At 64.6% G+C, this 17,002-nt stretch carries 18 protein-coding genes; 6 read left to right on the top strand and 12 right to left on the bottom strand.

What is annotated here, in order from left to right; genetic code table 11:
* Positions 1 to 2: 2 nt before the first annotated feature.
* On the top strand, positions 3 to 500 hold the full coding sequence (locus tag ACP15K_RS10580; RefSeq protein WP_424990482.1) for a flagellar basal body-associated FliL family protein: 498 nt from the start codon (positions 3 to 5) through the stop codon (positions 498 to 500).
* 2 nt (positions 501 to 502) lie between these two features.
* On the opposite strand, the gene ACP15K_RS10575 is transcribed toward ACP15K_RS10580, so the two are convergent.
* From ACP15K_RS10575 to ACP15K_RS10555, 5 genes are read right to left on the bottom strand one after another with little or no spacing between them, the layout of a single operon-like run.
* Positions 503 to 835: a hypothetical protein gene (locus tag ACP15K_RS10575; protein ID WP_424990481.1), complete on the bottom strand. Its 333-nt coding sequence runs from the start codon at positions 833 to 835 to the stop codon at positions 503 to 505.
* Positions 832 to 1,917 carry an EscU/YscU/HrcU family type III secretion system export apparatus switch protein gene (locus ACP15K_RS10570; protein ID WP_424990480.1) on the bottom strand — a complete coding sequence of 362 codons (1,086 nt, stop codon included), beginning with the start codon at positions 1,915 to 1,917 and terminating at the stop codon, positions 832 to 834. The genes ACP15K_RS10575 and ACP15K_RS10570 overlap by 4 nt, the downstream gene beginning before the upstream one ends.
* On the bottom strand, positions 1,914 to 2,693 hold the full coding sequence (locus ACP15K_RS10565; protein WP_193140381.1) for a flagellar biosynthetic protein FliR: 780 nt from the start codon (positions 2,691 to 2,693) through the stop codon (positions 1,914 to 1,916). Before ACP15K_RS10565 ends, ACP15K_RS10570 begins: the two co-directional genes overlap by 4 nt.
* The gene (flhA, locus tag ACP15K_RS10560) at positions 2,690 to 4,783 is read right to left on the bottom strand and encodes a flagellar biosynthesis protein FlhA (protein ID WP_424990479.1); all 2,094 of its coding nucleotides are present in this window, start codon (positions 4,781 to 4,783) and stop codon (positions 2,690 to 2,692) included. The genes ACP15K_RS10565 and flhA overlap by 4 nt, the downstream gene beginning before the upstream one ends.
* On the bottom strand, positions 4,783 to 5,505 hold the full coding sequence (locus ACP15K_RS10555; protein ID WP_193140383.1) for a lytic transglycosylase domain-containing protein: 723 nt from the start codon (positions 5,503 to 5,505) through the stop codon (positions 4,783 to 4,785). Before ACP15K_RS10555 ends, flhA begins: the two co-directional genes overlap by 1 nt.
* A 214-nt stretch (positions 5,506 to 5,719) precedes the next feature.
* Between ACP15K_RS10555 and ACP15K_RS10550 the strand changes: the two genes are divergently transcribed.
* The 5 genes from ACP15K_RS10550 to ACP15K_RS10530 are packed head-to-tail and all read left to right on the top strand — an operon-like array spanning position 5,720 to position 11,261.
* Complete coding sequence (locus ACP15K_RS10550) at positions 5,720 to 6,388, top strand: hypothetical protein (protein WP_424990478.1); 669 nt, start codon at positions 5,720 to 5,722, stop codon at positions 6,386 to 6,388.
* Between the two features lie 11 nt (positions 6,389 to 6,399).
* Positions 6,400 to 7,443, top strand: coding sequence for a hypothetical protein (locus ACP15K_RS10545; RefSeq protein WP_424990477.1), 1,044 nt, complete (start codon positions 6,400 to 6,402; stop codon positions 7,441 to 7,443).
* Between the two features lie 9 nt (positions 7,444 to 7,452).
* A complete protein-coding gene (locus tag ACP15K_RS10540; protein ID WP_193140386.1) occupies positions 7,453 to 9,102 on the top strand; it encodes a Dyp-type peroxidase in 1,650 nt (549 codons plus the stop codon).
* 10 nt (positions 9,103 to 9,112) lie between these two features.
* Positions 9,113 to 10,477 (top strand): cytochrome P450, encoded by a 1,365-nt coding sequence (locus tag ACP15K_RS10535; RefSeq protein ID WP_193140387.1) that lies wholly within the window; start codon positions 9,113 to 9,115, stop codon positions 10,475 to 10,477.
* A 10-nt stretch (positions 10,478 to 10,487) separates the two neighbouring features.
* Positions 10,488 to 11,261 (top strand): glutathione S-transferase C-terminal domain-containing protein, encoded by a 774-nt coding sequence (locus tag ACP15K_RS10530; protein ID WP_424990476.1) that lies wholly within the window; start codon positions 10,488 to 10,490, stop codon positions 11,259 to 11,261.
* On the opposite strand, the gene mnhG is transcribed toward ACP15K_RS10530, so the two are convergent.
* Genes mnhG through ACP15K_RS10495 form a run of 7 tightly spaced genes read right to left on the bottom strand, consistent with a single transcriptional unit; the run spans position 11,237 to position 16,968 of the window.
* Positions 11,237 to 11,560 (bottom strand): monovalent cation/H(+) antiporter subunit G, encoded by a 324-nt coding sequence (gene mnhG / locus ACP15K_RS10525; RefSeq protein ID WP_193140389.1) that lies wholly within the window; start codon positions 11,558 to 11,560, stop codon positions 11,237 to 11,239. The genes ACP15K_RS10530 and mnhG overlap by 25 nt on opposite strands.
* Positions 11,557 to 11,937: a monovalent cation/H+ antiporter complex subunit F gene (locus ACP15K_RS10520; protein ID WP_193140390.1), complete on the bottom strand. Its 381-nt coding sequence runs from the start codon at positions 11,935 to 11,937 to the stop codon at positions 11,557 to 11,559. Before ACP15K_RS10520 ends, mnhG begins: the two co-directional genes overlap by 4 nt.
* Positions 11,934 to 12,413, bottom strand: coding sequence for a Na+/H+ antiporter subunit E (locus tag ACP15K_RS10515; RefSeq protein ID WP_193140391.1), 480 nt, complete (start codon positions 12,411 to 12,413; stop codon positions 11,934 to 11,936). Before ACP15K_RS10515 ends, ACP15K_RS10520 begins: the two co-directional genes overlap by 4 nt.
* The gene (locus ACP15K_RS10510; RefSeq protein WP_193140392.1) at positions 12,410 to 13,909 is read right to left on the bottom strand and encodes a Na+/H+ antiporter subunit D; all 1,500 of its coding nucleotides are present in this window, start codon (positions 13,907 to 13,909) and stop codon (positions 12,410 to 12,412) included. Before ACP15K_RS10510 ends, ACP15K_RS10515 begins: the two co-directional genes overlap by 4 nt.
* The gene (locus ACP15K_RS10505; RefSeq protein WP_193140393.1) at positions 13,906 to 14,274 is read right to left on the bottom strand and encodes a Na+/H+ antiporter subunit C; all 369 of its coding nucleotides are present in this window, start codon (positions 14,272 to 14,274) and stop codon (positions 13,906 to 13,908) included. The genes ACP15K_RS10510 and ACP15K_RS10505 overlap by 4 nt, the downstream gene beginning before the upstream one ends.
* Position 14,275: 1 nt before the next feature.
* Positions 14,276 to 14,695 (bottom strand): Na+/H+ antiporter subunit B, encoded by a 420-nt coding sequence (locus ACP15K_RS10500; protein ID WP_193140394.1) that lies wholly within the window; start codon positions 14,693 to 14,695, stop codon positions 14,276 to 14,278.
* Entirely contained in the window at positions 14,692 to 16,968 is a 2,277-nt protein-coding gene (locus tag ACP15K_RS10495; RefSeq protein WP_193140395.1) for a putative monovalent cation/H+ antiporter subunit A, read from the bottom strand. Before ACP15K_RS10495 ends, ACP15K_RS10500 begins: the two co-directional genes overlap by 4 nt.
* Positions 16,969 to 17,002 lie beyond the last annotated feature (34 nt).

Here is a 17,002-nt window from a genome sequence, read left to right as displayed (position 1 = left end):
TCATGCGAAAACTCATCCCCGTGATCCTGGCCGTGGCCGCGCTCGGTGGCGGTCTGGCCACCGGCTATTTCGCCAGGGCCTACCTGTCACCCAGCGAAACCGAGGCGGCGGAGGCCTGCCCTGAGGGGGCCGCCGATTGCACGGACGCCGAGGCAAAGGATGAACCCGTCGCGCTGCCCACGGAATACGTGAAGTTCGCCAACCAGTTCATCGTCCCGCTCATCCAGAAGGACGGGATCTCGGCGATGGTTGTCCTGTCGCTGAGTGTCGAGGTCTCGGAGGGCTCCAAGGAGACCATCTATAACCGGGAGCCGAAGCTGCGTGACGCCTTTCTGCGCGTGCTGTTCGATCATGCCAATGCCGGCGGGTTCGAAGGCAACTTCCTGAGCAGCGCAGGGCTGGACGGGCTGCGCATGGCGCTGCGCGAGATCGGCCAGAAGACCGCTGGCCCCATCGTTCATGACGTTCTGATCATCGATCTGGTCAAGCAGAAGGTCTGAGGTCAGGTCTTTCGATCCTTCAGTTCCCGTGCAATCTCGAAGCGCGCGTTGGCGCGGTTGGACGCGGGCATCTGGTCCGAGATTTCGGCGCGCAGGCTGGCAAGTTCCGAATTCCGCGCCAGTATCTGGGCATCGCACCACAGTCGAGCCCGCTCCCACCCCCCCGAGAACACGAATTCATCCAGTTTCAAGGGTTCGGGGCAGGATGTTCTCAGGGCTGCGATCTCGGCTTCCAACTGCCGGCGCCTGGCCGTCAACCGGGCCAGCTTGGTCTCTTCGTGCAATTTGCGCAGCCGCGCGAGTGTCACCAGTTGATCCATCTTGGGATCAGTCATTTCGCCTTGCTCCGCAGTTTGCGCATCCGGTCGGCAAAGCGGATGGCCGCAGCCACGGCCTTGTAGTGATCCGGTGCGATTTCCTGCCCGATCTCGGTCGTGGCATGCAGCGCGCGCGCGGTCGGGGGATCGCGGTGCAGGGGCACGCTGGCGCCGCGGGCGGCTTCCCGGATCCGGGCGGCAACCTCGTCCACGCCCTTGGCCACACAGACCGGCGCACCGCGGTTTGATCGATCCCATTTCAGCGCCACGGCGAAATGCTGTGGATTGACGATCACAACATCGGCCTTGGGCACCTCGGCCATCATCCGGTTGGTGGCAATGTCATAGCCTTTCTGGCGCCGCTGCTGCTTCATCTGCGGGTCGCCTTCGGTCTGCTTGGCCTCGTCGGTCATTTCCTTGTGCGACATGCGATGCTTGCGCAGGTGTTCCGCCCGCTGCCACAGGTAGTCCACCCCCCCGATGGCCACCGTCACCACCAGCACCACAACCATGAATTCCAGCGCCATTCGGGCCATTTCGACGGTGACGGCAGACGGGCCGAGGTAGAGCGTGGTGACCATCGTCTCCAGTCGCGAGGACAGGTAGAGGCCCAGCAGGGCGGAGATCACCAGCAATTTCGTGAAGCTCTTGGCAAATTCGAACAGCCCGCTGCGGCCGAACTTGTTCTTCATCGACGCCAGCGGCGAGATCCGGTTCAGCTTGGGGGCCAGTTTCGACGGCGTGACCAGGAAACTGCGCAGGGCAAAGGTGGTGGTCAAGACCAGCGCGGCGGGCAGCAGGAACACCGGCGCCACGGCCAGCCCGAAGCGGGCCATCATGCCGCCCGCAAGGGACTGGCCGCCATCGGACAGCATCTGTTCCGACAGGCTGTCGGCGCGATCCAGCAGGACCATCAGCACGGTACCGCCTTGCGTCACCATCCATGGCCCAAGAAGGGTCAACGCCAGCAATGATCCCCCGTAAGACGCCGCGGTCAGCAGATCGGCGGAACGCGGGATCTCGCCCTTCTTGCGGGCATCTTCCAGCTTCTTCGGGGACGGGTCATAGGGTTTGTCGCCGGGGGACTCCTGATCGCTCACGGCAGCACCTCGAAGGGGGCTGCGAGGCGCAAGTTGAGCAGGCGGAGCCAGACGTCCAGCATCCGGGGCGCCGTCAGCAGAAGCAGCCCCAGGCCACCGGCGGTGATGGCCGGCGCGCCGACAAAGGCAACCATCAGCTGCGGCATGGCACGGTTGATGACCCCCAGAGCGAGGTTGTAGACCAGCGAGGCGATCAGGAAGGGCGCGGCAAAGGAAAATGCCGTGCCGAACAGATCCACCACCCGCGTCACCGCAAAGCGCGACAGGTCTGCGGCCAGGGGCAGCGTTCCGGCGGGCAGGGTGTCATAGGAGCGCACAAGCGCCTCGGTGATCCGCAGATGCAGGCCCGCCGTGGCGGCCAGCGCCAGGCCGCCAAGGGTCAGCAAGCGGGCGATGGCCGGTTGCGGGTCGATGGCTTCCCCGCCCAGAAGTTGCGACAGAGAGGTGGCCTGCGCAGCCATGGTTCCGGCCACGTGCAGCGCCCAGACCAGCGCCCGGATCGAGAACCCCAGCGTCAGTCCGGACAGGGTTTCGGTCAGCGTCAGATGTATCAGGCCCGGCAGGCCGACGGCGGGCAGGGACAGGTCGGGGCTGACGATCGGAACGACAATGACCGTGAAAGCGCCCGCCGTGGCCAGCCGCAGGCGCATCGGAACCGTCTGCTCTCCGAAGGCCGGAAGGAACATCATCGCGGCCCCGACTCGCAGGAACACCGCCCAGCCGCTCCACAGCCAGGGGCCGCCGAGGCCGGCCATGGCCTGCAGGATGTCGTTCATGCCGGCACGACGCCCAGGATGGCGGGCCGCGCGTCGACCCCCAGTTCTTCGAACGACAGCACGGGCAGGCGCAGGCCGCGGGCCGCAACCACGGTTTTCAGGAACCGCCGTCGCCGGGTCGACGTCACCAGCGCGGGCAGCGTGGCCTCTCCGCTGCTGCGGGCGTAACGGTCGGCAATGGCCATCGACAGGCGGTTAAACTCCTCGGCGGGCAGGGCCACTTCGGGCAACGGACGGTCGGTTTCGATCTGGTAGCGCTGAAAGGCGTCTTCCCATTCCGGCGCCAGTTGCAGAACCGGCAACGTGCCATCGTCGCGGCGATACTCGGCCACCAGCTGGAACCCCAGCCGCTGGCGCACATGTTCGCAAACCGCCTCGGGCATGCCATGCAGGGGGCGGGCTTCGGTGATGGCATCAAGGATCAGCGGCAGGTTTCGGATCGACACGCGTTCCTCCAGCAGCAGCCGCAGCACCGCCAGCAGCAGTTCCTGCGGAACCTTGTCGGGGATCAGCTCGTCCAGCAGGCGGCGGTTGGCCTCGGCCCGTTCCGGGTCGCTGAGCCTGGTCATCTCGTCCAGCAGGCGGCGCAGCGCCTTCTGCGTCATCAGCTGTGCCAGATTGGCCTTGATGACCTCCAGCAGGTGGGTGGCCAGCACCTCGGGCGCCGAGACCACCGTGGCGCCTTCGATCGACATGCGATCCTGGTCGGCGGGATCGATCCAGCGGGCCGGGGCGCCATAGACCGGCTCTTTCACGTCGCGTCCGGGGATGTCGGGCGGATCGCCATCGGGCAGCAGGGCCAGAACCCGGTCGCTGGCCAGACGGTCGCGCACACGTTCCACGCCCTGAATGCGAATGGCATAGGTGCCCACGGGCAAGGCGCTGCTGTCGGTCAGGCGAATCTCGGGCAACAGCAGGCCGAAGGTTTCGGCCACATGCATCCGCATCGAAGTGATCCGCGCCTCCAGCCCGGTGGCGGGGTCCAGGATCATTGGCACCAGGTCCGGGGCAAATTCCACGTGGATGTCATCAAGGTCCAGAAGGTCGCCAATGGAGGTCCTGGGCGCGGTTTCCGCCGCCGAGGCCAACTCCTGCGCGGAGGCACGCTGGGCGGCGCGCTGATCCTCTTTCCAGGCGTAGTAGGCGGCAGCACCCAGTCCGAGGGCGCCCAGAAGGAACGGGATCAGCGGCAGGCCCGGCACCAGCGCGAACAGGGCCATCAGCAAGCCCACGGTTCCCAGTGCCGCGGGATAGCGGCCCAGTTGAGTAAAAATGGCCAGATCGGTGGTGCCGGTGGTGCCGCCGCGCGCCAGCAGCAGGGCCGAGGCGATGGAGATGATGACCGCCGGGATCTGCGTCACAAGCCCGTCGCCCACCGTCAGGATGGCATAGGTCTTGGCGGCCTCGCTGAAGGCCATGCCGTGGATCACCGTGCCCATGACCAGCCCCATCACCATGTTCAGTAGGGTGATGAGCAGCCCGGCGACCGCATCGCCCTTGACGAATTTCGACGCCCCGTCGAGCGAACCGAAGAAGGTCGTTTCGGCCTGTTCGCGGGCGCGGCGTTCCTTGGCTTCCTCATGGGTGATCGAGCCTGCGGCGATATCGCTGTCGATGGCCAGTTGCTTGCCCGGCATCCCGTCCAGCGCGAAGCGCGCGCCAACCTCGGCCATGCGGGCGGCACCCTTGGTGATGACCATGAAGTTGACGATCAGCAGCACGCAGAAGACCACGACGCCCAGGAACACGCTGCCGCCCATGATGAAACTGGCAAAGCCGTTGATGACCCCGCCGGCAGCATGGGTGCCGGAATGGCCCTGGCCGATGATCAGCTTGGTCGAGGACACGTTCAGCGACAGCCGAAGCATCAGCGACGCCAGCAGGATCGTCGGGAAGGCCGAGAAATCCAGTGGCTTTTCAATGAACAGGGTCACGGTGAAAATCAGGATTGCCAGCGAGAACGACCCCGCAAGCCCGATGTCCAGCACCCAGGCGGGCATCGGCAAGATCATCATCACGATGATCGCCATCAGGGCCAGGGCCATCAGGATCGTGGGCTGAAACAGGGTATGGGCGTCGATCTTCGGCATCAGCGGCTCCACAATGCGCGGACATCGTGATCGGCGAACAACCCGCCCCGCACCACCGCCACGTCGGGTACCAGCGAGCCCATGGTCGCGGACGGCGCGCCTGCCTGCAGCAGGGGAAAGCGGTTGACGCGGGCAATCATGGCGTCGCTGGCGGGCAGGGGTGCCTGGTGGTCCAACGGACCAAGACGCGCCAGATGCCGGGTGAAGATCTTGCGGTAGCGGTCGGCGTGGACCTTGGTGCGGGAATGATAGTGTCCGGCCGCCACGGTCCAATCGCCGCTTTCGGCAAACAGCGCGGCCAGGAACTGCGCGGCGTAAAGCGCATTGCGATCCGGTTCAAGCATCTCGGCCAGAGAGGCGAAGGCATCGCCGTGCCAGCGATAGTTCACCTGAAAACAGCCGACATCGAAGCTGGTCTGCCCGCTGCGCAGGCTGCGTTCGGCGCGGGCTAGCGCGGCCGCGGGCGTGTCAAAGAAAAATCCCTCGCCCGCGATGTTCAGCGTCCAGGGCCAGGGCCCGAAGCCGCTGGCCTGCTTGCGCCCGGTTTCGGTCAGGGAAATCGCCAGCAGCACCTGAACCGGCACCCCTGTCGTGCGCGCGGCCTTGTGCGCGGCGCGTTCGCACAGATCCGGGGGTGGCGCATCGGCGCGGCGTGCGACCGCCGCACCCGCCGCACCGATGAACATCACCACAAGGATCAAACTGGTAAACCTGCGTTTCACGCCACACTCCGCCGCAATTCATGCCGACCCACAAGCATGTGACAGCCGAGGCTTGAGAATTCGTTAGTCCGCCCGTCTGGCCCTCTGGATTCGGTGTGGAATTCACGACCCGGCGATCCTGCAAACGGGAAAAAGCTTCGTGGGATCCCCCGGCGGGCGTATAGTTTCCCCAAAGTCATGCGAAGGCCGACGAACAGGCCAAAGGGGGGGGACGATGTCGAACATTGCTGGCAAAGCCTATGCAATGAACGTGGTGACGCCGAGCAAACCGCGGGTCACCTGGCTCAACCGGTTGATCTTCATGGTGGCGCGCGGTGTGCCCAAGGTGTTGAGCGGGCTTCTGGGCCTGTCGCTGATCCATTTTGCGCGCTGGATCGTCATCAAGCGTGATCAATGGCCGGATCTGGGGCAGGGCAAGCAGGATATTCAGAACGACTATGTGCTGTTCTGTTCGAACTTCAACGGCACCTGGGACCAGTACATCGATGCCTTTTCAGACGGGATTCCCAACGGCCTGAACCTGTTCTGGTATTCGGCCACCAAGTATCCGCAGTCGATCCCGGTGACCTCGTTCAAGAATTACATCACCTACAATCAGGTCTTCAATGACTACTACTACAACGCGACGCCCGGCTCGGCGCAGCGCGATGTGAAATGCGCCATGCGGGTCTATCAGGCCATCGAGGACCTGGCCGACGCCCATGCCCGGCAAACGCCCGAGGAATTCGCCAAGACCTACAAGGCGCAGCTTCTGAAAGTGCAGGGATGCCTGGGCGATCCCGGTCTGGGGCCCGTGGCCTCGATCGACACCGAACGTGCGGACACCAACCGCGCGCCCTTTGTTCACAAGCTGTCGAACCTGTTCGACAGCCAGCGCACGTAAGGAGGGGTCCGATGCCGACATTCGACACTGGCCACCTGTTCCTGACTTTTCTGTCGCCGATCAAGCACGGCTCCACCAGCGATCCCACGGGCGCCATCGTCTCCCATGAACAGCTTGTCCGGGCGACGCTGGGGCTGTTGCCCACGGCGCTGCAATCGCCGGCCACGCAGAAAATCGGGGAAAACAGCCCCTTCGCGCGCAACCGCATGACCCATCTGTGCCGGATGTTCGTGCTGGAAGACGCGGTCTTCAACGGGCGCAATCCCGTAGACGCGATTTGCGAGTCCCTGCAGGGCAAGGATCCGATCAACCCGCAGCGGGTGGATCGCCTGAACTGCGCCTACCTGGTGTTCTGCGCCGATGTCGACGCGGTGATGGACGAGGGCGAATCCCTGCCTGAGGTGCTGGATACGGCCCTGCAGGCACGGGCGCGCGATGCCTATCTGCGCAAGCTCTGGACCACGATGGAGCCGGAACTGCGCCTGATCTATGGCAATTGCACCGGCTTTGACGGGGTGGATTCGGGGGCCAGCTTTGCCGCCTACATGGCCAAGTGCCAGATCGAAACCACCATGCCGTTCAACGACTACTGGATCTCGCAGCCCGAGCTCAGCAACCTGCCGACCAAGCCGATGCTTGTCGCGGCGGCGATCCCGGCGGCGATTACCCTTCTGGGGCTGATCGGCGGCATTTTCGGCATGGACAAGATGTTCCTGCTGGGCTGGCTGACCGGGTGGAGCGCCTGGGGCAGCTTCTTCTGGGGCGGGCTTGTGACTGCGGCTGTGGTCTATGGGCTGTATCGCTATGTCCTGGCCAACGGGCAGAAGCCCATGCCACCGGCCAAATACGGCGATCTGCCATCGGTGCTGAAGTCGCTGTATCTGCAACAGCATTTCGCGAATTTCGTCATCGACCAGCAAGGCCGCGATGCCGATACGCTGCACGCCGATTTCGGCGACTTCCTGAAACAGCATCGCCCCGGCAACAAGATGGCGCCCAGTCAGGCGCCCGGCGTGATCTCCATCGACGCCGCCGGCGGCGTGATAGAAGGATAGGGGGCCAAGATGACTCGCATTCTGAATCTGGACGACATCCAGGGCAACGTCACCCGCGCCTACGGGCGCTTTTCCTTCCCCTTTGCACGCTATTTCTTCCTGCACATCGAAACCCCCGAAGCGGGCCGCAAGTTCGTCGATGCGGCGCGCCGTCGGGTCACCACCGCGACGCGCTGGACCGAGGGCACCAAGCCGCCGGTCACCTTCAACATCGGGTTCACCTTCACCGGGCTCTACATGATGGGGCTGCCGACGCGCACCCTTCAGGGCATGCCCGAGGCGTTCATCGACGGCATGAAGGCCCGCGCCTTCATCCTGGGCGACCGGGACGTGACCAAGACCGAGGAGGACGCGGGCAACTGGTGCGCCAAATGGGATCCGATCTGGCGCGACAACCGGATGCGGGGCGTCGGCGGCAAGAACGACGTTCACATCTGGATCTCGATGAACGCGCAACTGGCCGAACCGGGGACCGACACACCAGCGCCTGAGCTGGAGGAACAGACCGACTGGCTGCGCGAGCTGTGCGCCGAACTGGACCACAAGGTCTGGATCATGAAAACCAACGGTCAGAACGGCGGCGAGGAATACCAGGCCGCCTCGGCAGTGTTCGACACGCTGGGCGACAAGAAGATCCCCACCCCGAAAGAGCATTTCGGGATCACCGACGGCATCGGCGATCCGGTCTTCGAGGGCCAGTACCCGGAGGACAAGGAAAAGGTCGCCGTCATCGGGCGCGGCAAATGGATGAACGAAAAGGACGGCTGGCAACCACTGGCCACCGGCGAATTCATCCTCGGCCATCCCGACGAAAGCCAGGAACTGCCGCCCACGGCCCAGCCCCCCAACTTCATGCACAACGGCACCTACATGGTGTATCGCAAGCTGCACGAGAACGTTTCGACCTTCGCCGAGGTGGTGGGCGAAGAGGCCAAGACCTATGCCGCGACCATGGGCGTGGACGAAGAGGAAGCCCGCGAAACCCTGATCGCCAAGATGGTCGGGCGCTGGTCCGACGGGGTGCCGCTGGCGCGCGTGCCGACCTATGACGGATGGCGAGCCTTCCGCAAGGAAAAGGGGTTCGACGATCCCGACCCGCTGAAGGCGCTTGGCGCCATGCGGGCCTATCTGTCGTCCACGGAAGTGTCGAACTTCCGCTATGCCGACGACCTGGAAGGGTTCAAATGTCCCAACGGGGCGCACCTGCGGCGGGTGAACACGCGCGATTACCTTGATCCGCTGAACACGCCGGGCAGCAAGAACCCCAAGGCCACCACCCAGCTCAACAAGCGCCGGCGCATCCTGCGGCGGGGTCTGCCCTATGGGCCGGACCATCCCGGCGGGATGACCGACGAGACCGAGCAGGGCGTGGCTTTCATGGCGCTTGGCGCGTCTATCTTCCGGCAGTTCGAATTCGTGCAGCAGCAGTGGATTCAATACGGGCTGGACTTCAACCAGGGCAACAACACCTGTCCGCTGCTGGGTAGCCACGAGATCCACAAGCGGCACAGCATCCCGTCGGATCCCGCCAGCGGCAAGCCGCCCTATTACATGAGCAAGCTCAAGACCTTCGTGGAAACACGGGGGGGCGACTATTTCTTCATCCCGTCGCTGACGGCGCTGCACATGATGGCGCTTGGCATCGTCGATCCGACCTGAGGACCGTTCCATGCTGACACGGATTGCAAACCTGGTGACCGCGCCGTTGCGGGTGGTCACCGAATGGGGGCAGGGGCTGGCGGCGCTGGTCGGTCTGGCCGGGGCCGGGGTGACGGCGGCGCGCGCGCCGGGCGGCTTCAAGGCCAATGCCGGGGCGGTGTTTGCCGCGCCGGCCATGCAGCGCAGGGTCTTCGATGCATTGCGCGCCTTCCTGCCCAACATCGGGCTCAGCCGGGTGCTGGTGAAATCCTATGACAACAACGGCACGGTGGTGGTGACCCGGCGCGCCGATGTGCTGGACGTGCTCTATCGCGATGCAGATTTCGAGGTGGTCTACGGCCCCCGGATGCGCAAGCTGACCGATGGCGACAACTTCTTTCTGGGGATGCAGCCGGGTTGGGACTACACCCGCGACACCTCGGCCATGCGGCTGGCCGCGCGGCACACCGATGTGGCCGCGATCGTTCTGCCCCGTGCCACCGAATTGGCAGCGGGCATCGTGGCCGATAGCGAGGGTCGGCTCGATCTGCCCCCGGCGCTGACGCTGCAGGTGCCCTGGGACATGACCGACCGCTATTTCGGCACCGGCGGGCCGGACAATGCCACCATGCAGGGCTGGACCACAACGCTGTTCTGGTACCTGTTCGGCGATCTGGGGGCCGATCCGGCGCTGGATGCGCGCGCCATGACGGCGGCGGCCGAGTTGCGCGCCTGGCTGGACGGGGCGATCGCCGCCCGCAAGGCCAGTCCGACCGAAGGGGACGACATCCTCAACCGCTGCCTGGCCCTGCAATCGGCGGAAACGCCGGGGATGAGCGATCTGGGCATCCGCAACAACCTTCTGGGCCTGCTGATCGGCGCGATCCCGACCATTTCCAAGGCCAGTTGCCTGGCGCTGGATGAGCTTCTGAACCGCCCCGAGGCCCTGGCCGAGGCGCAGGCCGCCGCCCGTGCGGGCGATGACGCCAAACTGGCCGCCTGCATCTGGGAGGCGCTGCGCTTCAACCCGCACAACCCGGTGATCTACCGCCGCGCCACCCGCGACTGCGAGATCGCCTCGGGTACCTTCCGGCGGCTGAAGGTGAAGAAAGGGCAGATGGTCTTTGCCGCCAGCCTGTCGGCCATGTTCGACCGCGCGGCCATCGACCGGCCCGGTGCGTTCCGCACCGACCGGCGGTTCGAGGATTACATCATCTGGGGCACCGGGATGCATACCTGTTTCGGCGCCGCTATCAATGAAGCGGTGATCCCGGCGATCCTGAAGCCTGTACTGGCGCAAAAGAACCTGCGCCGGGCCGAGGGCGCGGCCGGGCAGATCGACTCCGGCGACACGCCTTTCCCGCAGCATTTCACCGTCGCCTTCGACCCCGCATAAGGACCGTCTGATGACCAAACCGCCGTTCATGGTCACCCTTCTGCCCAGTGTCGACGTGGATCTGGGGCGCTGGCTGATGCAGCTTTGGGGGGTGGCCTATACCGAGCGGCCCCACGCCCCGGTGTTCCACATCCTCGCGCTCAAGTCCCATGGGGTCGGCAAGGATGACTACCCGCTGCTGATCGACGGTGACACGAAAACCCCCACCATCGAGAAACTGGTGGCGGCCTTCGATGACAAGGCCCCCTCAGGCAACCGTCTGGTGCCCGATCCGCAGGCCGAGCCCGAACTGCATGCCGAGGTCATGGATCTGCAACACCGGATGCGCTACGACATGGGCGAGGGCACCGTGCATTGGGCCTATTTCCACTTCCTGCAACACAAGAAACTGGTCTGGCCCAGCCTGACGACCGGCGTGCCGTGGTTTGAAACGGCCTTCATGTCGCTGGGCGGCTACAGCGTCATCAAGGCCGCGATGTTCAAGGGGCTGGGGCTGGGTCCGGAAGATGCCGAAAAGGCCCTGACCCGCATCCAGGCGGCGTGGGACGAGATCGACGCGCGGCTGGCCGATGGGCGCAAGTACCTGTGCGGCGACCGCCTGACGCTGGCCGATCTGGCCTTTGCCACTTCAGGTGCGCCGATGATCGTGGCGCGCGGCTACGGCGGTCACCTGCCCGAGATGGCAGCGCTGCCCCCCGAGATGCGCGCGGTGATGGAGCCGCTGCGCGACCGGCCCGCGGGCCAGTTCATCCAGCGGATCTATGACGAGGCGCGCTTGGCCTGAGCCGCCGCACGGGCCGCCTTGACGCGGCGGATCTCGACCGTGGCACGGCCGATCATATGCGCGGCGATGGGGGCAGTCAGCATCAGGAACAGGATGGTGGCCACGGCCTTTGTGGTGACGCTGGCAATTTCGAAATGCAGCGCCGCAGCGGCCAGGGTCAGCGCACTGCCCAGCGTGCCCGCCTTGGTCGAGGCATGCATCCGGTTCAGCACATCGGGCAATTTCAGCACCCCAAGCCCCGCGATGAAGGCAAAGGCGCCTCCGGTCAGGACGAGGATGCCGGCGATGATCTCGGTCATGACAGGTTCCTCGGGGCAGGGTCTTTCTTGGTCTGTGCCGGCTTGACGGCTTCGGCCTCCATCTGCTCGGCAGGGGGCAGGACGGGCTGTGTCGACTGCCGCAGCATCGACCGTTCGGCAAAACGGGCCAGTGCCACGGTGGCCAGAAAGCCGATCAGCGCCAGCACCAGCGCCACGTCCAGAAAAGCCGAGGCTTCCGAGCGGATCGCGAAAAGCGCGCAGAAGGCCACGATCGACACGGTCATCATGTCCAGCGCGACCACCCGATCCGAGAACGACGGTCCCTTGAACAGCCGGATGAAGCCCAGCACCAGCGAGATCATCACCAGCGTGAACCCGGCCTCGGTGCACCAATAGAAGAAGTTTTCCGGGGTCATTCCTCGAATACCCTCCGTACCATGTGTTCCATGCCAGACTTCAGGTCGGCGATGACCTGCTCGGGATCGTCGCCGAACATGGCGTGGACATAAAGCGTCTTGCGGTCAGGCGAGACATCCAGGCTGAGCGTGCCCGGCGTCAGCGAGATCAGGTTGGTCACCAGCAGAATCTCCAGATCGGATTTCACGTCCAGCGGCATCTCGATGATCTTGGGGTTCGATCGATCCCGCAGGGTCAGCACGTCCCACGCCACGCGGATGCTGGACACCAGCAGATCATAGACGAAAAACAGCGCCAGCTGCACGATCCGGATCATCCGCACGAAATACTGCTTGGGCGCATTGTACAGCGGCTGGGTGATCCACAGGGCCGCGAAACCGATCAGATAGCCGGTGATCAGCGCATTGAAGGTAAAGGCAGCCGACAGGGCGCACCAGACAAAGGCCAGAAGGACGTTGATCGCGAACAGGTTCATTGCGCAGTCTCCCCCAGAACAGCCGCCAGATAGGCGGTTGGGTCCAGCAGTTGCGCGGCGGCTTGCTCGGCCAGCGTGATGAAGGGTTGCGGGAAAAAGCCCAGGATCAGGCTGAGCCCGCACAGCAACACGATCGGGGTCAACATCCCGACCTTGTCGGGGCCCAGATCATCCAGCACCGGCTCGCGGTCATCCGGGTGGGCCTTCCAGAAGGCCTCGGCCCAGATCGTGGTCATCGAATAGATCGTCAGCAACCCGACCGCCAGCGCCACACCTGCAACCACCCAAGCCTGCACATCCAGCGTGGCCTTGACCAGAAGAACCTTGGCCCAGAAGCCCGAGAACGGCGGGAAGCCGGCCAGCGAAAACGCCGGGATCAGGAACAGCACGGCCAGCAGCGGCGCCGATTTATAAAGCCCGCCGGTGAAGCGCAGGTCGGACCCGCCCGAAAGACGCTCCATCACCCCCGCGACGAGGAACAGCAGCACCTTCACGATGATGTTGTGCATCAGGTAGAAGATGGCACCGGCCAGTGCCAGTGGCGTGCCGATGGCCAGACCCAGCAGCAGAAAACCGATCGAGCTGATGATCTGATAGGACAGGATGCGCCGCACCTCGGTCTGGGCCAGCGCGCCCAGCACCCCGGTGATCATGGTCAGCACCGCCACCCAGATCAGGACGTCCTGAAAGAAGCTGTCCTCGCTATCGAAGATCAGCGTGAAAATGCGCATCAGCGAATAGACACCGACCTTGGTCAGCAGCCCGGCGAAGATGGCCGAAACCACGAACGTCGGCGTGTGATAGGACGCCGGCAGCCAGGAAAACAGCGGGAAGGCCGCCGCCTTCATGGAAAAGGCGATCAGGAAGAACACCGAGATTACGGTCAGAACCCCCTGCCGGTCGCTGGCCGCCACCGCGCCGCGCAGGTCGGCCATGTTCAGGGTGCCGGTGACGCCGTACAGCAGGCCGATGCCCGACAGGAACAGCACCGTGGAAACGAGGTTCAGGGTGACGTATTTTACCGCCCCGTCGATCTGCCGCCGTTCACCGCCCAGGATCAGCAGCCCGAATGACGCGATCAGCATGACTTCGAACCAGACGTACAGGTTGAACAGGTCGCCGGTCAGGAAGGCGCCGGTCACGCCGCCCAGCAGGATCTGAAGGATGGTGTGAAAGCCCAGCCTTTCCAGCGTCTGGTCGATTTCGGCGGTGGCATAGAGGCTGACGGCCAGTCCCGAGATCGCGGTCAGCAGCACCATGATCGCCGACAGCCGGTCGGCCACCAGCGTGATGCCGAAGGGGGCGGCCCATTCGCCCATCTGCCCGGCGACCACATCATCGCTGAGCACCTGTTTCATCAGCGCCACGGCCGCAAGGACGGCCAGGGCGGACCCGCCCACGGCGATCCAGCGGCCCAGGTCGCGTTCACGGTAAAGAAAGCTGAAAACCGCCGTCAAGAAGGGGATCATCAGCGGAAAGACGAGGATCCAGATCATGCGTCCTGCTCTTCTTCGCGGGGTTCTGCCACGCGCATGTCATCGGTTTTCAGGGTGCCAAGGTCGGTATAGGCCCGCAGCGTCAGCACCAGCGAAAAGGCAAACAGGCCAAAGCCGATCACCACCGCCGTCAGCACCAGCGCCTGCGGCAGCGCGTTGGCCACCCCCGGCAGCGGGGCCTTGGCGCCCTGGGGCACCAGTGGCGGGCGGCCGCTGGTCAATTGGCCCGAGGTGAAGATCAGCAGGTTGGCGGCGTTCGATATCAGGGTCAGCCCGAACAGAAACCGCAGCAGGTCGCGTTGCAGCATCAGATAGACGGCGGCGGCAACCAGCACGCCGACGGTCAGGGACAGGAGCGTTTCCACGTCAGATCTCCTCTTCCAGGGCAAAGACCAGGGTCAGGATCGCGCCCAGCACCACAAGATAGACGCCGATGTCGAAGGCGATGATGTTCGAGATCGGGAAGCCCTTGCTGTCGGGCGTGGCGCCCAGGAACAGCCATTTTCCGGTATAGGCGGCATTGCCGAACAGCCCTGGTATCAGGCCGGAAATGGCCGCGACACCCAGACCGACGGCGGCAATCTGTTCGGGCGCGGCGCGCAACGCCCGCCGGGCCTCGGAGGTGCCGTTGGCAATGGCATAGAGCACAAAGCCCGACGCCCCGATCAGCCCGCCGATGAAACCGCCGCCGGGTTCGTTATGGCCGCGCAGCAGCATGTAGACCGAAAAGACCAGCAGAAGCGACACGATGATTCGCGTCCCCGTGGTGAGGATGATGGACTTCATGAGCGTCCCCCCTTTCCGCGCTGTCGCAGCAGGGCAAGGGCCGCCAGCGCCGCGACGGCAACCACCGAAACCTCGCCGAAGGTATCAAAGGCACGGAAGTCCACGAGGATCACGTTGACGATGTTGCGGCCATAGGCATCCGGGTAACTGGCGATTTCGAAGAAATCCGACAGGCGGCGATCGATGGGTTCCGAGACCACCCCCAGCAGGGTCAGCGTCACCAGCGAGCCGACCGAAACCGCGATGATCCCGTGGCCGATGCGCTCGCGCTTGCCGGTGCGGCGCGGCAGCACCGGCAGGCGCAGGGCTGCGACCGAGAACAGCACCACCACGAGCATCTCGACCAGAAGCTGGGTGATCGCCACATCCGGCGCCGAGAACAGGATGAAGATCAGCGCGACGCCGATGCCGACCACGCCCAGCCCGGCGATGGCGGAAATGCGCGAGTTGGTGATGATGGTCAGGGCCGTGCCCGCGAAAGTCAGCAGGAAGACCACCAGATGCTTGAATTCCGGTGTCGGGATGGCGATCGGGCCGGTGCTCATTCGCGTATGGATCATGGCGCTGGCCAGTCCCAGTGCGATGACGATGAACACGGTTGTCAGATAGCGGTTCAGGATGCCGGACTGGATCAACCCGCCCTGCCAGCGGGCAAATCGGCCCAGCCGCGCCAGGAACCCGTCCCAAAGCCCGTCAAAGGTGAACAGGCGGTCGCCGGCGGCCTCCAGCGCGTCGCGCAGACGGGTGTGGAGCAGGTACAGCAGGATGCCGATGGCAAAGGTGATCAGGCTGAGAATCAGCGCCGCGTTGACCCCGGCCCAGAGGTGCAGATGCTTGGCCTTGGCCGGGTCGCCCAGCAGGGCGGCCACCAGTGGTGTGGTGACATTGACCTCAAGCATGTGCGGGACAAGGCCGAAAAGCAGCCCCAGAACGCTCAGCAGTACCGGGCCGACCAGCATCGGCCAGGGCGCTTCGGTGATCGGACGGCCCGGATCGGGCATCTTGTCAGCGGATCCCCAGAACGGGCGCAGCGCCACGATGCCACCCGCGGCAAACATCAATGCCGAGGCGGCCAGGGTGGCTCCGATCAGAATCGGGCCGACAGAGGGGCTTTCCAGCCCGCCCTTGTAGAGCAATTCCTTGCCGATGAAGCCGATGAACGGCGGCACACCCGCCATGGACAGTGCTGCCAGACCGGCGGCCACGGTGGTCACCGGCATCTGCCGCATCAACCCGCCCAGCCGCCGCGCGTCGCGGGTGCCGGTGGCATGATCGACACATCCGATCACCAGAAACAGCGCCGCCTTGTACAGCGAATGCACAACAAGGAAGGTGGCCACGGCGGTGATCGCGTAGGCGTTGGGCGAGGCCAGGAACATCACCAGCGTGCCAAGCGCCATCAGCGTCGTATAGGCCAGCGTCTGTTTCAGGTCGGTCTGCTTGATCGCCATGATCGAGGCAAAGACGGCGGTCACCGCCCCGAAGATCGTCAGCGACCAGAGCCAGGCATCGGTGCCCGACAGGGTGGGATGCATCCGTGCCAGCAGATAGACGCCGCCTTTGACCATGGTGGCCGAGTGCAGATAGGCGCTGACCGGCGTCGGGGCCGCCATCGCATTGGGCAGCCAGAAGTGAAACGGCACCTGTGCCGACTTGGTGAAGGCGCCCAGCAGGATCAGCACCAGGATGGCGCCATACATGGAATTGTCGCGCAGGATGTCGCCCATGCCGCGCAGTTCCGACAGTTCCATCGTGCCGGCAATTCCGGCGATGATCAGGAAGCCTGCCAGCATCGCCAGCCCGCCGAACCCGGTGACGAACAGGGCCTGCAAGGCCGAGCGCCGCGAGTTTTCTGAGGTGTGGGAAAAGCCGATCAGCAGGTAGGAGGTGATCGTGGTCAACTCCCAGAACACGAACAATCCCAGCATGTTGTCGCTTAGGACAAGGCCCAGCATCGCCAGCATGAAGCTGACAAGATACAGTGAGAACCGCCCGTGCTGGGGATGCCCCTTGAGGTAGCTGCCCGAAAACAGCATCACCATGACACCGATGCCCGAGATCAGCAGCGCGAAGGTCAGGCTCAGCCCGTCAACGAAGAAACTCAGGTCGACACTCAGCGAGGGGATCCAGCTGAAGCTGTACCGCAAGGTGCCGCCGCCGGCGATGGTGGGCAGGGCTTGCAGAAAGGTCAGAAACAGCCCGGCTGCGATGACCGGCGGAACGTATCCGGCAGCGGTCCAACCTTGGCTGGGATTGGGGTCATGTTCAGCCACGGTCGGCTCCTGTCGGGGTCGGGCGTGTCGCCAA

The organism is Fluviibacterium sp. S390 (genome assembly GCF_049800695.1).
In the GTDB taxonomy this organism is placed as follows: Bacteria; Pseudomonadota; Alphaproteobacteria; order Rhodobacterales; family Rhodobacteraceae; genus Meridianimarinicoccus.
The sequence above is the reverse complement of the archived record's forward strand: the minus strand, read 5'-3'. Positions and strand labels throughout refer to the sequence as shown.

What these genes read in the sequence shown, in the direction of transcription:
- flhA (WP_424990479.1), bottom strand. Translation starts at nt 4,783, where the DNA reads ATGCCGAAGATCGACGCCCATACCCTGTTTCAGCCCACGATCCTGATG.
- ACP15K_RS10550 (WP_424990478.1), top strand. Translation starts at nt 5,720, where the DNA reads ATGTCGAACATTGCTGGCAAAGCCTATGCAATGAACGTGGTGACGCCG.
- ACP15K_RS10580 (WP_424990482.1), top strand. Translation starts at nt 3, where the DNA reads ATGCGAAAACTCATCCCCGTGATCCTGGCCGTGGCCGCGCTCGGTGGC.
- ACP15K_RS10535 (WP_193140387.1), top strand. Translation starts at nt 9,113, where the DNA reads ATGCTGACACGGATTGCAAACCTGGTGACCGCGCCGTTGCGGGTGGTC.
- mnhG (WP_193140389.1), bottom strand. Translation starts at nt 11,560, where the DNA reads ATGACCGAGATCATCGCCGGCATCCTCGTCCTGACCGGAGGCGCCTTT.
- ACP15K_RS10540 (WP_193140386.1), top strand. Translation starts at nt 7,453, where the DNA reads ATGACTCGCATTCTGAATCTGGACGACATCCAGGGCAACGTCACCCGC.
- ACP15K_RS10565 (WP_193140381.1), bottom strand. Translation starts at nt 2,693, where the DNA reads ATGAACGACATCCTGCAGGCCATGGCCGGCCTCGGCGGCCCCTGGCTG.
- ACP15K_RS10500 (WP_193140394.1), bottom strand. Translation starts at nt 14,695, where the DNA reads ATGAAGTCCATCATCCTCACCACGGGGACGCGAATCATCGTGTCGCTT.
- ACP15K_RS10510 (WP_193140392.1), bottom strand. Translation starts at nt 13,909, where the DNA reads ATGATCTGGATCCTCGTCTTTCCGCTGATGATCCCCTTCTTGACGGCG.
- ACP15K_RS10575 (WP_424990481.1), bottom strand. Translation starts at nt 835, where the DNA reads ATGACTGATCCCAAGATGGATCAACTGGTGACACTCGCGCGGCTGCGC.
- ACP15K_RS10520 (WP_193140390.1), bottom strand. Translation starts at nt 11,937, where the DNA reads ATGACCCCGGAAAACTTCTTCTATTGGTGCACCGAGGCCGGGTTCACG.
- ACP15K_RS10545 (WP_424990477.1), top strand. Translation starts at nt 6,400, where the DNA reads ATGCCGACATTCGACACTGGCCACCTGTTCCTGACTTTTCTGTCGCCG.
- ACP15K_RS10515 (WP_193140391.1), bottom strand. Translation starts at nt 12,413, where the DNA reads ATGAACCTGTTCGCGATCAACGTCCTTCTGGCCTTTGTCTGGTGCGCC.
- ACP15K_RS10530 (WP_424990476.1), top strand. Translation starts at nt 10,488, where the DNA reads ATGACCAAACCGCCGTTCATGGTCACCCTTCTGCCCAGTGTCGACGTG.